Below are 15,810 nucleotides of genomic sequence, written 5' to 3'. Positions count from 1 at the left end.
AGCGACGGGTACTGCGATGGACGGCGTGTTACGGCCCGGCCCGGCCCGGCAGCGGGCCGTCGGCCGCGGGAGCACCGGAGCGGGCGAGCCGGCGGTCGGCGTACCGGAAGCCCGCGATGAGCGCGGCGAACAGCGCCGTGATGCCGAGGCAGACCACGACGACCGAGCCCCAGCCCTCCTCGCGGAAGTCGAGGAACGGATAGGGCACCCACCGGGTCGCCGCCGCCACGACGAGGGTGACGGCGAGCCAGGCCACGGGCCAGCCGAACGCGACCGCGATCGCCCGGCCGTCGATGCGCGGGCGCGGGCCGAAGGCGAGCCAGCCGACGACGGCGACCAGCGGCACCACCATGTGGAGCAGCTTGTCGGCCAGCCAGTCGGCGCCGTGCAGGTCGAGCAGCGGTCGGAGCAGGAGGAAGTGGACGAGTCCGGTCACGGTGATGCCGACGGTGGCGGCCAGGCGCAGGGCCCGGAAGGCGGGGCCGTCGCGGAGCGGGTCGCGGGCCAGCATCGTGGTCGCGACGGCGACCAGCAGGTTGCTCTGGATGGTGAAGTAGGCGGCGAACCGGGCCAGACGCAGGCCCAGGCCCGGCGGCTCGGCCTCGTCGAGGACCCGGCCGCCCTGCAGCACCAGGACGAGCTGGAGGAGCAGTGCGGCGATGGTGATCGCGGCGGTCAGGATGTGCCAGCCGCGGGCGCCGCGCATCAGGCATCCTCGGGAGCGGGCGGGGTGAGCAGGCGCTGGATGGCGTCGCCGTACGTCGCGATGACGGCCGCGGGGTCGGCCGCGGTGAGGATGGGGTCGCGCTGCAGGAAGAGCAGGTCGAGCAGGCCGGCGAGCTGGGCGACCGCGAGCGCCACGCGCAGCTCGGCGTCCGCGCCGGCGAGGCGCGGGGCCAGCGGGGCGACGTAGGTCTCGGCGGTGTGCCGGTTCATCTCCTCACGGACCTGGTCGTGGTGCGCGGCCTGGGCCAGCGCGACGTACCGCTGGCGGATGACGGGGCGGTCGGGGTCGAGGAAGTAGGCCACCAGGCGCCGCCCGACGTCCTCGAGCGGCCCGTCGAGGACCGAGCCGATGCCCAGCGAGGTGTCGACGGTGCGCAGGAAGAGGGCCTCCTTGGACCCGAAGTGGCGGATCACCAGCGCCGGGTCGACCCCCGCCTCGCCGGCGATCCCGCGCACCGACGCGCCGTCGAAGCCCCGCTCGGCGAACAGGGTGCGCGCGGCGTCCTCGATCGCGGTCCGGGTGGCCAGGCCCGCCGGCCGCAGCCGGCTCGCGTCGGGGGAGGGGTGCGTCACACGGCAACCGTAGGGCATGGCCGGGATCCGTCAACGGTGTTGACACGGGGTGGGTCAACACCGTTGACTCAGCGGTCGTGACTGCCTCCTCCTCCGCGCCGGCGACCGGCGCCCCCGCAACCGCGGGCGCGGGTACGCCGGGCTCACCCCTCCTCACGGTGGCGGTGCTGTGCTTCGGCGGTCTCGTCGCCTCGCTCACCCAGACCATGGTCATCCCGATCCAGGGCGAGCTCGGCCGGCTGCTCCACACCTCCGAGGCCAATGCGTCGTGGGTGGTGACCGCGACCCTGGTCGCCGGCGCGGTCGCGATGCCGATCTCCGGGCGGCTCGGCGACCTGTACGGCAAGCAGCGGGTCCTCGTGGTCAGCGCCCTGCTGCTCGTGCTCGGCTCCCTCGTCTGCGCGCTCAGCGGCACGCTGGTCCCGATGCTGGCCGGCCGCCTGCTCCAGGGCCTCGCGATGGGCTTCATCCCGGTCGGCATCGCGCTGCTGCGCGAGGTCACCCCGCCGCGCGTCACGCCGACCGCCATGGCCGCGATGAGCGCGACCCTCGGCGTCGGCGGCGCGATCGGCCTGCCGCTGTCGGCCTGGATCGTCGAGGACTTCAGCTGGCACACGCTCTTCTGGGTGTCGACCGGCCTCGCCGCCGTCGTCGCGCTGGCCGTCGTCGTGCTGGTGCCGCACGTGCGGGACGCCACGCCCGGGCGGTTCGACGCCGTCGGGGCGCTCGGCCTCGCGCTCGGCCTGGTGGCCGTCCTGGTCGCGGTCTCCAAGGGCAACGAGTGGGGGTGGGGCCACGGCCGCACGCTCGGCCTGCTCGTGACCGGTGTGCTCGTCCTGCTCGCGTGGGGCAGCTACGAGCTGCGGGTGGCCGACCCGCTGTGCGACCTGCGCGTCTCGGCCCGTCGCCCCGTCCTGCTCACCAACGTCGCCGCCATCGCGATCGGCTTCGGCATGATGGCCCAGGCGATCGTCGTACCCCGACTGCTGCAGTCGCCGGCCGCGTCCGGCTACGGCCTCGGGCAGACGCTGCTCGAGACCGGACTGTGGATGGCGCCCGGCGGGCTGGTGATGATGGTGTTCTCGCCGGTCTCCGGACGGCTGATCCGCGTGGTCGGGGCGCGGGTGACGCTGATGGTCGGCGGCACCGTGCTCGGCCTGGGCTACCTCTTCGCGCTCTTCCTCACCGAGGCGCCCTGGCAGCTGATGGTCGCCAGCTGCATCACCTCGGCCGGCGTCGGCATCGGGTACGCCGCCATGCCGACCCTGATCCTGCAGTCGGTCCCGCTCGCCGAGGCCGGCTCGGCGGTCGGCGTCAACGGGCTGATGCGCTCGATCGGGACGAGTGCCTCCGCAGCGGTGATGGCGGCCGTCCTGACCGCCTCGACCGTCGACGTCGGCGGATACGCGCTGCCCACCGAGGGCGCCTTCGCGGTGTGCTTCGGCGTGGGCGCGGCGGCCGCCTTCCTCGGCGTCCTGCTCGCCGCCCTGGTGCCGCGCTCACGGGGTGCCGTGGCCGGCTGAGGACCGCGCCCACACCTCACCGGCTGGGTCCGGAACCTCTCCCGCGCCTGATCGTTGATCGGGCGAGCGAGGCACCGCGGTGACTGGGGGGTTCCGCCCCGCCTCGTGGCGGCCCCGGAGCATCGCTCCGGGGCCGCGATGCGGGTGCGGGTGCCTCGGGTAGGTCAGGATGGGCGCGTGTCCGGCCCGCTGATCCCGTCCGACCCGTCGGCCGATGCCGTCCGCCGCAGCGCACTGCGCCGGATGCGCACGGTCGCGGTGTCCCTGCTCCTGCTCGCCGCCGCTGTCTACGTCGCCACGCTCGGCGAGGACGGCGTCTGGGGCTTCGTCAACGCGGGCGCCGAGGCCTCGATGGTCGGTGCCATCGCCGACTGGTTCGCGGTGACGGCCCTGTTCAAGCACCCCCTGGGCCTGCCGATCCCGCACACCGCGCTGATCCCCAAGCGCAAGGACGACCTCGGCAAGGGGCTCGAGGAGTTCGTGGGCGAGAACTTCCTGCAGGAGGACATCATCCGCGAGCGGGTGCTCGGCGTACAGGTCGCGCAGCGGGTGGGGGACTGGCTCGCCGTACCCGCCAACGCCGAGCGGGTGGTCACCGAGGGCTCCGAGCTCGCCGCGCTGGCCCTGGGCAAGGTGCGCGACGACCACATCGAGGCGCTCGTCACCGAGGCCCTCGTCCCGCGCTTCCGCGAGGAGCCGATCGCGCCGCTGCTGGGCGGGCTGCTGGCCGAGGCGATCCGTGACGACCTGCACCACGGCCTGGTCGACCTCATGCTCGAGGAGATGCACGGCTGGCTGGTCGCCAACCCCGACACGGTCCACGAGGTCCTGGGGGAGCGGGCGCCGTGGTGGGCGCCGGACTCGGTCAACACCTACGTCATCAACCGGCTCCACCTGGAGATGGTGCGCTGGCTCTCCGAGATCCGGGAGAACCCCGAGCACCGCGCGCGTCGGGCGCTCGACTCGATGCTCGACCAGCTGGCCGAGGACCTGCTCACCAACCCGGCGACCCAGGAGCGGGCCGAGCGGCTCAAGGACCGGGTCCTCGACCACCCGGCGGTCATCGCCAGCGCGATCTCGCTGTGGCAGGCGCTGCGCAAGGCACTGCTGTCCTCGCTCGGCGACCCGCAAGGCGCCGTACGCCGCCGGCTGCTGGTCGAGATCGAGGGTGCCTCCGCCCGGCTCCGCTCCGACGCCGCCCTCCGTGCCCGCCTCGACGGGCTCGCGGCCGACGCCGCGGTGTTCGCCGTCGATCGGTACGGTGCCGAGCTGACCGCCGTCATCACCCACACCATCGAGCGCTGGGACGGCAAGGAGGCCGCCCGCCGCATCGAGCTCCACGTGGGCCGCGACCTGCAGTTCATCCGGATCAACGGCACCATCGTGGGTGGCCTGGTCGGCGTGCTGATCCACACGGGGTCCGTCGTCCTCCACTGACCCGGCGCGTCTGAACGTCGTGGGACTGCCGACCCGGCGCATCTGAACGTCGTGGGACTGCCGACCCGGCGCATCTGAACGTCGTGGGACTGCCGACCCGGCGCGTTTGAACGCGACGGGTCGATCCTAGGCTGTTCCCGTGGCTGAACCGATGGACGTCCCGATCCGCGACGAGTCGATCCGGCTCGGTCAGTTCCTCAAGCTCGCGAACCTGGTCGAGTCCGGTGCCGAGGCGAAGCCGGTGATCGCCGACGGCCTGGTCCGGGTCAACGGCGAGGTCGAGACTCGCCGGGGCCGCCAGCTGGTCCTCGGCGACGTCGTGGAGCTGCAGGGGCAGGCCGCCCGGGTGTCCGACGAGGATGTCCCGGACAACCTGCCCTGGTAGTCAGCGGACCTCGAGCAGGTCGACGACGAAGATCAGGGACTCGCCCGGCTTGATGACGCCGCCGGCGCCGCGGTCGCCGTAGCCGAGGTGCGGCGGGATGACGAGCTGTCGGCGGCCGCCGACCTTCATGCCCTGCACGCCGGTGTCCCAGCCCGAGATGACCTGGCCGATGCCGAGGCGGAACTGCAGCGGGGTGCCGCGGTTGTACGACGCGTCGAACTCCTCGCCGGTGGACAGCGCCACGCCGACGTAGTGGACCGACACGGTGCTCCCCGCGGTGGCCTCCGCGCCCTCGCCCACGGTGAGGTCGGTGATGACGAGGTCGGTGGGCGGGGTGGGGTCGACGAAGTCGATCTCGGGCTTCTCGCTCATCCCGTCAGCCTAATAGGAGGTGCTCGGGGGCCGGAGCGCGAGTGTCCCGTCGATAGGGTTACGACGCCCTGCCGCGGGTTAGGCTGCCCTCCAGCGTCCCAGCCGGTGGGTGGATGGGGCATGGGACGGGTCTCGGGGGTCGAGCGGTGCGGGTCAGCGTGACGGGTGCCGAGTCCTGGTCGTCGCCGGGACGGGCGACGCGCCTGGTGCATGCGGCGGGCACCCACCCGGGGCGGGTGCGCAGCGTCAACGAGGACTCCTCCCTGGTCGCGCCGCCCGTCTTCCTGGTCGCCGACGGCATGGGTGGCTACGCCCGCGGCGATGTCGCGAGCCGGCTGGTCGTCGAGTCGTTCGAGTCCCTGGCCTCGCTCCATGAGGTGCAGCCCGCCGACGTCGAGGCCGCCATCGCGACCGCCCAGCACCGGGTCGCGTCGCTGGCCGCGGAGTTCAGCTCCGCGCCCGGCTCGACGCTGGTGACGGCGGCCTACGTCCTCGAGGACGGCCGCGGCTACTGGCTGCTCGCCAATATCGGCGACTCCCGGGCCTACACGTACGCCGAGGGCGTCCTCGAGCAGATCTCCACCGACCACTCGGTGGTCCAGGAGCTGATCGACGCGGGCCGCCTCACCCGCGACCAGGCGCTCGGCCACCCGGAGCGCCACGTGGTGACCCGGGCGATCGGTGCGCTGACCCGGTCGGAGGCCGACTTCGCGCTGGTGCCCGCCGAGCCCGGGTCCCGGCTGCTGCTGTGCTCCGACGGGCTCACCTCGGAGCTGTCGGACACCGCGATCCTGCACATCCTCTCCGAGGGCCGCTCGCCCGACCTGACCGTCCACACCCTCGTCGACGCGGCGGTGGCGGCGGGCGGCCACGACAACGTGACGGTGGTCCTGGTCGACGTCGTGGCCGACGGTCCCGGCGGCCCGGTCGCGCCGGCCTCCGAGGACACCGAGCCCTGCCCACGGGGGGTGGGATGAGCCCCGGCACGCCCTCCACCTATCTCCCGGGCGACCTCGCGACCCTCGTGACCCACGAGGGCGTCGTCGTCTCCACCCCCGACCGGCTCGCCGAGGTCGCGCTGCTCGTCGAGCGCGACCTGGAGGCGCCGACGATCGTCGAGGTGCTCTCGCGCGGCGACCTGCGGGCCCTGCCCGAGTTCGCCGCCGTCCGGGTCGACGGCGCCGAGGCGCGGATCCTGATCCGCGGCGGACTCGTCGTCCGCGTCGACGGGTTCTCGGTCGACGGCCGCGACGCCACGATGTGGACCGAGGCCTCCGCGACCCTGACCCCCGGCGCCGTGGTCGAGGTCGTCCCGCTGGGTGCGCCGGCCACCGGCCCGACCCTGCCGCTCGCCGGGGGCGTGGTCCGCAGCGCCGGCGTGACCTGGCGTCCCGTGGTGCGACCGGCCAGCAGCCCGGCCAGCAGCCCGGCCAGCAGCCCGGCCAGCAGCCCGGCCAGCCTGAGCAGCACGCCGCCCCAGGCGCCGCCGCCGGCCGCGCCGTCCGCACCCCTCGCGCCCGAATACACCGTGGTCCGCGGCAGCCGGGCCACGCCGCCGGCCCCGCCGGTGCCCCCGCCGATGCCCCCGTCGATGCGACCGCCGGCCACGCCGCCGCCGTCCACGCCGCCACCGGGCTGGCCGGCGCCGGTCGCCGCGGTGCCCGAGTCCGCCGAGCACGACGGCCGGACCATCACCCCCGCCCAGCTGCAGGCGCTGCGCGCCGCCTCCGCCGTCCCGCCGGCCGCCCCGTCCCCGGTCGTGCCGGAGCGGCCGGTGGTGGCGCTGGCGCTCTCGACCGGCCGCACCGTTCCCGTACGCCGCCGGGTGCTCATCGGGCGCAGCCCGCGCATCCAGCAGGTCGGCGGCAGCCAGAACCTGCCGGCGCTGGTCACCCTCGACGACCCCTATGTCTCCAGCACCCACCTGGAGGTCGCCGCCGAGGGCACCCGGATCACCGTCACCGACCGCTCCACCAACGGCACCCTGCTGGCGCGCCAGGGCCGGGTCCCCGTGCCGCTGGACCGCGGGGTGGCGACCGAGGTCGCCATCGGCGACGTACTCACGCTCTCGAAGGGGCTGACGGCGACCGTCGTCCCCGCGCCGGAGGACGCCTGAGATGACCCTGCACGCGCCGCAGATCCCCGGCTTCGCCTTCGTCGACCTCGTCGGCGAGGGCGGCTTCGCCGACGTCTTCCGCTACCAGCAGGAGCTGCCGACCCGGCAGGTCGCGATCAAGGTGCTGCGCAGCGGCAGCGACGCTGCCTCCATCGAGCTGTTCCGGGCCGAGGCCAACGTGATGGCGCAGTTGTCGAGCCATCCCTCGATCGTGCCGATCTACCAGGCCGGGGTGAGCTCCGACGGCCGGGCGTTCCTGGTCATGGAGTACTGCCCGCCCCCGCACGTCGCCCAGCGCTACCGCTCCCAGCCGCTGTCGGTCGGCGAGGTGCTCGACATCGGCGTGAAGATCGCCAGCGCCGTCGAGACCGCCCACCGCGCCGGGATCCTGCACCGCGACATCAAGCCGCACAACATCCTCACCAGCACCTTCGGCGTCCCGCTGCTCACCGACTTCGGCATCGCCTCGGTCGTGGGGGAGACCGGTGCCGGCGCCCAGGGCCTGTCGATCCCGTGGTCGCCGCCGGAGTCGCTGAGCGCCGACAGCCACGACGTCCGCAGCGACGTCTACTCGCTCGCGGCGACCCTCTACTCGCTGCTCATCGGCCACCCGCCGTTCGAGCGCCGCGACGCACCCAACGACAACGCGAGCCTGATGACCCGGATCGAGCGCGGCCAGCTGACCCCGCTGCGCCGCCCGGACGTCCCTGCCTCGCTGGTCGACGTCCTGCGCCGGTCGATGTCGGTCGAGATCGACAAGCGCCCCGTGTCCGCGATGGTGCTCGGCCGCCAGCTCCAGGACGTCCAGATCGAGCTGCGGCAGTCCCCGACCCGGCTCGAGGTCATGGACGCCTCGCCGTCGGCCCTGGGGCACGAGCACCCCAACGACGCCCGGACCCTGGTCCGCCCGGTCTCGGTCATCATCCCGGCGGCGGTCCAGGACCGGCCCGGCCAGATCGGCTCCCCCGACGGGGAGCACCCGCCGGGCTCCGGGGCCCCCGGGAGCACGGGCGGCCGGGGTACGACGGGCGCCGGCTCGTCGCGCCGCGGCGGCCCGCGGCGTCCCGCACCCCAGCGCTCCGACGAGCGCAGCCTCGGCCGACCCGCCCGGATCGGCATCGGGGTGGTCGTCGCCGTCCTCCTCGGCGCCGTCGGCTACGCCCTCCTGGCCGGTGCCGCCGGCGACGGCGACCCCGACGACGGCCCGCTGCGCGGCGAGGACCCGCCCGACCCGGTCGAGCTGATCGACGTGCCGCCGGCGCCGGTGGTGACGAAGTCGGTCAAGGGCCACCGGGTGACCTTCGTCTGGACCCAGCAGGACCCGCGCGAGGGCGACGAGTTCAAGGTGCTGCTGACCGGTGACGGCGTCGAGCAGACCGAGCCCGAGTACACCGAGGCCACCAGCAAGACCCTCGAGGTCGAGCGGGGCGCGACGGCGTGCATCCAGGTGGTCCTGTCCCGTGCCGGGAGTCCGCCGTCTGCCCTCTCCGACCAGCTCTGCGCGGTCGGCGAATGAGCGTGCTCCGGAAGTGGCGCAGGACGGCGTCCGCGACGGCGCTGGCCCTCGGGCTCGGCACCCTCGTCGTGCTGGCCTACCAGCACGACGGCAAGCCGTTCACGGAGGTCGAGCTCAATGACGGCGGGGTCTGGGTCACCAACCGCGACCTCGGCCTCGTGGCCCGGCTCAACCCGCAGATCAAGGAGCTCGACCTCGGCGTCGAGTCCGGGAGCGTCGAGTTTGACATCTTTCAGCGCGCGACCAGCCTGTACGTCGACGACGCGTCCTCGGACCGCGCCGTCAAGCAGGTCGACATCCCCCACGCCGCCGCGCTGGAGCCCACCAGCCTGCCGAGCGGGGCCGTGGTCGCCAACGGCGGCTCCACCTTCGCCGTGGTCGACCCGGTGACCGGCCGGGCCTGGGTCCGCGCGGCCGAGCGGTTCCGCGGCTTCTCCGCCAAGGCCACGCCGCCGGACCTCAAGGGCGCGTTGCGGGCGGCCGTCGGCACCGACGGGCGGGCCTATGTCCTGGGGCGCGACGGTCGGGTCACGCCGTACACCCTCGACGAGGCAGGCAACGCCGTGGCCGGCGATGCGATGGAGCTCGGTGAGAACGTCGGCACCGACCCCGCGATGGTGGCGTTGACCGTCGTCGGCGACACCCCGGTGCTCTTCAACCGCAACAGCCTCGAGCTGAGCCGTCCCGGCACGGACCCGGTGGTCGTCGAGACCGCCGATCCCTCCCGCCTCGAGCTCCAGCAGCCGTCCGGTGAGAGCGACGACGTGTACGTCGCGACCGTCGAGGGTCTGCAGGTCGCCCCGGTCGACGGCGGCGAGCTGTCCGACGCCGGCCGCGGCGACGTGTCCGGCCGTCCGGCGGCGCCGGTGCAGATGACCAACACCGGCTGCGTGTACGCCGCCTGGTCCGATGCCACGTCCCCCCAAAACTACCTGCGCGACTGCCCGGGCACCGCCGACGACGACACCTCGCCGATCCCCGGCATGGAGGAGGGTGCCGATCTCCGGTTCCGGGTCAACCGCGACGTGGTGGTCCTCAACGACACCCGCACCGGCGACAGCTGGCTGGTCCAGGACCCCGGCAAGGCGAAGATCGACAACTGGCCGGCGGTGGACCCGCAGAACCAGAACAAGTCGAAGCTCAAGGAGACCACCGAGGAGGTCCCCGACCAGGAGAACCGCGCTCCCGTTCCCCAGGACGACGACCTCGGCGCGCGTCCCGGCCGCTCGACCGTGCTGCCCGTCGTCGCGCTCAACGACCACGATCCCGATGGCGACATCATCAGCATCTCCAAGACCCAGCACGTCAGCGGTCCGGAGCTCGAGGTGCGGATCGTCGGCGGCGGCACCCAGCTCCAGGTCGCGGTCCCCGCCGACGCGACGGGGCTGTCGACGTTCTACTACTACGTCACCGACGGTCGGGTGAACGAGGAGGTCCGGGCCGAGGTCCGGCTGCAGATCCGCACCGACGGCAGCAACGAGCGGCCGCGGAAGATGGACGACCGCGACCCCCGGCTCCGGGTCGCCAAGGGCGCTTCGTCCAGCTACTACCTGCTCGCCGACTTCTACGACATGGACGGCGACGACCTCACCCTGACCGACGCCACCGCGCCCGGCGGCGAGGTCGAGTACCGGCCCGACGGCACCATCACCTTCACCGACGACGGCACCGGGTCGCCGGTGAGCGAGATCGAGTACACCATCGACGACGGCGTCGACAGCTTCGTGGGCAAGCTGGCGGTCGACATCCTGGACGACGCAGCGCCGCCCGAGCTGGTGCCGGACCTCGCCTCGGGTGTCGCGGGCACGCAGGTCGTGGTCCAGCCGCTCACCAACGACCGCAACCCCGAGGGCACCGACCTCACGCTCAAGGGCGTGAAGGTGGTCGGCGACGACGAGGGCACGAAGATCTCCAAGGACCTGGAGTCCGGCACCTTCACCTTCTTCTCGTCGAGGGCGAAGAGCTACTACCTGGAGTACACCGCCTACAACTCCTCGGCCACCGAGTCGTCCTTCATCCGCCTCGACATCGAGTCGCCGCCCAAGGACAACCGGCCCCCGGTCGCCGTGCGCGACAAGGCCGTGATCACCCCGGGCGGGACCGCCCAGGTCGACCTGCTCCTCAACGACCTCGACCCCGACGGCGACGTCCTGGTCGTCAAGCGCATCGGCCGGCCGTCGATCCCGGGGGTCAAGGTGTCGGTGGTCGACAAGAGGCTCGCCGTCATCAGCTCCGCGACCGACATCGTGGGCCAGCAGGCGACGGTCGACTACGTCGTGTCCGACGGCCGCAGCTCCGCCATCGGCCAGCTCGTCGTCTCCCAGCGCCGCTCCACCCAGGAGAACCGGCACCCGGTCGCCAACAAGGACCAGGTCACGGTCCGGGCGGGCTCGGTGACCACGATCCCGGTGCTCGACAACGACTCCGATCCCGACGGCGGCAAGCCGCGGCTGTTCCAGTCCGACCTGGACCCGCAGAACCTCGACATCTGGGTGGCCGGCGACACGCTGCGGCTGCGGGCCCCCGACGAGCCGGGCACCTACTCGGCGTTCTACGGCGTGCGCGACGCCGACGGGCTCAAGGCCACCGCCGAGGTGAGCGTCTACGTCGTGGCCGACTCGGCGAAGAACAACCATCCACCCCTGCCCCAGCCGATCATCGACCGGGTGATCGCCGGCCGACCCAAGGTGATCTCGGTCGACCTCGTCGGGGCCGACCCCGACGGTGACTCGGTGACCTTCCGCAGCATCCTCACCGCGCCGTCCCTGGGCCGGGTCCTCGACACCGGCGTCGACTGGATCCGCTACGAGGCGTTCGAGGGCAAGAACGGCACCGACTTCTTCCAGATCCTGGTGCAGGACAAGTACGGCGCCACCGGCGTCGCCGAGGTGCGCGTCGGCGTCGTACCGGAGGAGACGGAGAACCAGCCCCCGGTCGCGCTCGACGACAGCGTCCTCGTCCAGCCCGACCGCACGATCTCCTACAACGTCCTCACCAACGACGTGGACCCCGACGACGACCCCCTGCGCATCGCCGAGATCAACAGCACCACGCCGGCCGAGCACGAGAACGGCTTCATCGAGCTCGACGTCGGCGGCGCCCCGGACACCGGCTCCCAGGCGACCAATATCGGCTACACGATCGAGGACGCCGCCGGGGCCCGGGACAATGCGGTGCTCAAGGTGCTGGCGAGCAAGGACGCGCCCTTCTACGCGCCCATCGCCCGCGACGACGTGGCCGACCTGGGCGACATCATCGGCAAGGAGCCCGGCGCCGAGGTCGAGATCCCGGTGCTCGACAACGACCTCGACTTCGACGGTGCGAAGGCCGACCTGCGCGTGACCGCCTGCGACGCCGGCAGCCGGGGCGAGTGCGAGGTCGTCGGCGAGGCCGCCGTCCGGGTCCGGCTCAAGGCCGAGGACCAGGTCGTGCTCTACAGCCTCGACGACGCCGACGAGGAGTCGACGGGCACCTTCGGCGTCATCTACGTCACCGGCACCGACAACGTGCCGCCGCAGCTGACCACCGACAAGGACCGGGTCCCGGTGCGGGCCGTGGCGGGCGAGCCGGTGATCTTCGACCTCAAGGACCTCGTGGTCACCCGGGCCGGCCGGGAGCCGCAGATCGCGCCCGACTCCTTGGCCAGTGCTGTCAACGGCAGTGTGGAGCCCGTGGAGGGCGAGCCCACCTCGCTCGAGTTCATGCCGGCCCGCGACCACGTCGGCCCCGCGTCGGTGACCGTCAAGGTGAGCGACGGCCGGACGGCCGCCGAGGACGCCGCGCTGACGTCCCTGCTGACGATCCCGATCGACGTGAAGCCCTCGGGCAATGTCGCGCCGGTGATGCGCGACGCCGCGGTCGACGTCACGGTCGACGGCGATCCCGCGGAGGTCGACCTCGCCGGGCTCACCCGCGACGCCAACCCCGACGACCTGGCCACCATGCGGTGGACGGTGCAGTCCGCGGGCCAGGGCCTGGACGCGCGGATCGGGTCCGACAGCAGCATCCTGTCGATCGAGGCCGGCGGCGGCCCGAAGGACGGTGACGCGCTGCAGGTCCAGGTCGTCGCCGACGACGGCCACGGCGGGCAGGACGAGGCGACGGTCACCGTCCACGTCGTCGACAGCGACCGCCCGCTGCTCCAGGTCCCGCCGATCACGGTGCCGGCGACGAAGGGCAAGTCGATGGCGGTCGACCTGTCCGACTACGCCGTCAACCCGTACCCCGGTGAGCCGATCGAGGCCAGCAACCCGCGCCTCGAGGGCAACGGGCTGTCCGATCTCGAGGCCGACGGCTCCGTGGTCACCTTCACGCCCACCGCGACCGGGACGTCGACCATCAAGGTGACCGTCGCCGACGCCTCCGGTGACCGGGCCCGCGAGATCACCGCCCGGATCACCGTCGAGGTGCTCGACGTGCCCGGTACGCCGCAGCGACCGACCCTCTCCTCGGTCGAGGCGTCCTCCGCCGTGCTCACCTGGCGGGAGCCCGAGGCCAACGGCGCCGCCATCGACGAGTACGAGGTCCGCGGCTCCCAGGGCTTCCGACAGACCTGCATCCCGACCACCTGCCGGTTGGTCAACCTCACGCCGGGGGAGTCCTACACCTTCACGGTGGTGGCCCACAACAGCGAGGGGTGGGGCGAGGAGAGCCCGCCGTCGGAGGAGATCGTCCCCAACAAGGCCCCCGACCTGATGACGCCGCCCGTCATCGTCAACGAGTCCAAGCCGACCGGCAACCGGATGGACCGCCAGCTCACCCTGCGCTGGACCCCACCGGCCAACGAGGGCTCGGCGATCACGGCCTACGAGATCAAGGAGGCCGGCAGCAGCCGGACCCTGCAGGCGCCGGGCAATGCGACCTCGATGGTCATCCCCGGCCTGACCAACGGCACGCCGTACGCCTTCGAGATCCGTGCGGTCAACGACGTCGAGCCGCGCCGGCAGTATTCCGGGGCGTCGAAGGCGGTCGCCCCGTTCGGCGTCCCGATGCGCTCCGGCGCCCCGCCCCAGCTGACCGCGAGCGAGGACAGTCCCTACAACCAGCAGCCGTGGGTGCGCATCGACTGGTCGAAGTGGTCGGACTCGCAGAGCAACGGCAACGCCGTCAGCAGCTACACGATCACGTGCAACGGCTGTTCGCGGCCGCAGTACGTCGTGGACGCCTCGACGTCGTCCAAGACCTTCGACCCGGCCGACGGCATCCGGAAGGGCGAGACGTTCACCTTCACGGTGGCGGCCACCAACGACGCCGGCACGAGCGACCGCAGCCCGAGCGTCTCGGGCCGGCCGTGGACCAAGGCGGGCCCGGTGCGCAACCTGCGCGAGATCGGCGACTCGACGGCCGACAAGACGGCCACTCTCGCCTGGGAAGCGCCGGCCGACGACGGGGGGCTCACGATCCGCCACTACGTCGTCCAGTCGAACGACGGGCTGTCCACGACGGTGAACGCCGCCCCCGGCGGCGGTGCCAACTTCGTCTTCCCGACCAACGGCAGCCACGAGGTCAAGGTCTGGGCGGTCGCCTACAACGGCAACGACGCGGTCCCCGGCCAGTCCAGCTCGGTGTCGGGCGTCGACACCTGGGGCAAGCCGGGCATCCCCGAGGTCGACACGCTGCGCAGCAGCGAGTACTACTACGTCATCTTGGACATCGAGCAGGGCACGGCCAACGGCAGGCCCGTCACCGGCGTGCAGTACAGCCTCGACGGGACGAACTGGGAGGACAAGTCCCGGTTCCAGCAGCGCGTCGACCAGGGCGACACCTCGATCACCATCAAGGCCCGGACGGTCTCCGACGCGCCGGACGACGGCCGCCGCTACAGCGACGTCAAGACCTTCACGGGCATCTCCAGGGAGCGCGAGCTGGGGATCACCCTGAACTGCTCGAGCGACGAGGCCGACGCGTCGTGCGTGGTGCGGGTGACCGGCGCCGGGTTCGTCGACTCCCATCCCGTCCGGGTCGACCTCAACGGGCTGAGCGTCGTCAACACCGACAACTGCCCGACCTTCGTCACCACCCAGCCCGGCTCGTTCAACTACATCGCGGGCGGCAAGACCAACTGCCGGGTCACCGGCCACGGCTACGCCACGGTGACCGCCGGCGGCATCAGCCGCAACACCCCGGCGCGCTGACTCGCACCGCCCCCAGCCCACGGACGACACGAACCACCCCGAACGCAAAGGACACCATGTCGCTCACCACCGAAGAGACCGAGTGGTTCTCGCAGACCTTCGCCCAGCTGGTCGCCAACGTCGAGCAGGCCATCGTCGGCAAGACCGATGTCGTCCGGCTCGCGTTCGTCACCCTGCTGGCCGAGGGCCACCTGCTCCTCGAGGACTACCCGGGCACGGGCAAGACCTCACTGGCCCGGGCCATCGCCCAGACCATCCAGGGCGACCACCACCGGATCCAGTTCACCCCCGACCTGCTCCCGAGCGACGTGACGGGCGTGACCATCTTCGACCAGCGCAGCCAGCAGTTCGAGTTCCACCAGGGGCCGATCTTCTCCAACGTGGTCCTCGCCGACGAGATCAACCGCGCCTCGCCGAAGACGCAGTCGGCGCTGCTCGAGGTGATGGAGGAGAGCCAGGTCACCGTCGACGGCGTGACCCACCAGGTCGACCAGCCGTTCATGGTGATCGCGACCCAGAACCCGATCGAGCAGGCCGGCACCTACCGGCTGCCCGAGGCGCAGCTGGACCGCTTCCTGGTCAAGACCTCGCTCGGCTACCCCGACCACGAGAACACCGTCCAGATCCTCGCCAACGCGCCCAAGGGCAAGGCCGCGACCGTGCTGCGCCCGATCATCAGCGGCGACAACGTGCTCCACCTGATCCGGCTGGCCCAGCAGGTGCACGTCGAGGCGGGCATCTACGAGTACGTCTCGAGCATCACCGAGGGCACCCGCGAGGCGTCCGAGGTCGTTCTCGGCACCAGTGTCCGGGCCGGCCTGGCCCTGGTCCGCGCGGCTCGGGCGTGGGCGCTGTCCTACGGCCGCAGCTATGTCGTCCCCGACGACGTCAAGACCCTGGCGGTCCCGGTGCTCGCGCACCGGATGGTCCTCGACCCCGAGGAGGACTTCCGCGGGACGACCACCGAGGAGGTCGTCCGCCGGGTCCTCGAGCGCGTCTCCGTCCCCCTGGAGCCCGCCGGCCGATGA

The 15,810-nt window shown here is 72.6% G+C and carries 11 protein-coding genes; 8 read left to right on the top strand and 3 right to left on the bottom strand.

Annotated features, from left to right (window positions below):
- Positions 1-28: 28 nt before the first annotated feature.
- Both QJ852_17495 and QJ852_17490 read right to left on the bottom strand, forming a co-directional pair.
- Positions 29-706, bottom strand: coding sequence for a Pr6Pr family membrane protein (locus QJ852_17495; protein WGX94947.1), 678 nt, complete (start codon positions 704-706; stop codon positions 29-31).
- Entirely contained in the window at positions 706-1,299 is a 594-nt protein-coding gene (locus QJ852_17490) for a TetR family transcriptional regulator (protein ID WGX94946.1), read from the bottom strand. The genes QJ852_17495 and QJ852_17490 overlap by 1 nt, the downstream gene beginning before the upstream one ends.
- 77 nt (positions 1,300-1,376) lie before the next feature.
- Between QJ852_17490 and QJ852_17485 the strand changes: the two genes are divergently transcribed.
- The 3 genes from QJ852_17485 (at position 1,377) to QJ852_17475 (ending at position 4,644) form a co-directional block, all read left to right on the top strand.
- Positions 1,377-2,822 carry an MFS transporter gene (locus QJ852_17485; protein ID WGX94945.1) on the top strand — a complete coding sequence of 482 codons (1,446 nt, stop codon included), beginning with the start codon at positions 1,377-1,379 and terminating at the stop codon, positions 2,820-2,822.
- Between the two features lie 177 nt (positions 2,823-2,999).
- Positions 3,000-4,259 carry a DUF445 domain-containing protein gene (locus QJ852_17480; GenBank protein WGX94944.1) on the top strand — a complete coding sequence of 420 codons (1,260 nt, stop codon included), beginning with the start codon at positions 3,000-3,002 and terminating at the stop codon, positions 4,257-4,259.
- 151 nt (positions 4,260-4,410) lie between these two features.
- Positions 4,411-4,644, top strand: a complete 234-nt coding sequence (locus QJ852_17475) for an RNA-binding S4 domain-containing protein (protein ID WGX99475.1) — start codon at positions 4,411-4,413, stop codon at positions 4,642-4,644.
- Here QJ852_17475 and QJ852_17470 read toward each other — a convergent pair whose 3' ends face one another.
- Positions 4,645-5,016, bottom strand: coding sequence for an FKBP-type peptidyl-prolyl cis-trans isomerase (locus QJ852_17470; GenBank protein ID WGX94943.1), 372 nt, complete (start codon positions 5,014-5,016; stop codon positions 4,645-4,647). It lies immediately after the preceding gene.
- A 146-nt stretch (positions 5,017-5,162) separates the two neighbouring features.
- On the opposite strand from QJ852_17470, the gene QJ852_17465 reads away from it, so the two are divergent.
- Genes QJ852_17465 through QJ852_17445 form a run of 5 tightly spaced genes read left to right on the top strand, consistent with a single transcriptional unit; the run spans position 5,163 to position 15,810 of the window.
- Complete coding sequence (locus tag QJ852_17465; GenBank protein WGX94942.1) at positions 5,163-5,993, top strand: protein phosphatase 2C domain-containing protein; 831 nt, start codon at positions 5,163-5,165, stop codon at positions 5,991-5,993.
- Entirely contained in the window at positions 5,990-7,132 is a 1,143-nt protein-coding gene (locus QJ852_17460; protein ID WGX94941.1) for an FHA domain-containing protein, read from the top strand. The genes QJ852_17465 and QJ852_17460 overlap by 4 nt, the downstream gene beginning before the upstream one ends.
- A gap of 1 nt (position 7,133) precedes the next feature.
- Positions 7,134-8,648 (top strand): serine/threonine-protein kinase, encoded by a 1,515-nt coding sequence (locus tag QJ852_17455; GenBank protein ID WGX94940.1) that lies wholly within the window; start codon positions 7,134-7,136, stop codon positions 8,646-8,648.
- On the top strand, positions 8,645-14,782 hold the full coding sequence (locus QJ852_17450) for an Ig-like domain-containing protein (GenBank protein WGX94939.1): 6,138 nt from the start codon (positions 8,645-8,647) through the stop codon (positions 14,780-14,782). The genes QJ852_17455 and QJ852_17450 overlap by 4 nt, the downstream gene beginning before the upstream one ends.
- Before the next feature lie 56 nt (positions 14,783-14,838).
- Positions 14,839-15,810: a MoxR family ATPase gene (locus QJ852_17445; protein ID WGX94938.1), complete on the top strand. Its 972-nt coding sequence runs from the start codon at positions 14,839-14,841 to the stop codon at positions 15,808-15,810.

The organism is Nocardioides sp. L-11A, assembly GCA_029961745.1.
Taxonomy (GTDB): Bacteria; Actinomycetota; Actinomycetes; order Propionibacteriales; family Nocardioidaceae; genus Nocardioides.
The sequence above is the reverse complement of the archived record's forward strand: the minus strand, read 5'-3'. Positions and strand labels throughout refer to the sequence as shown.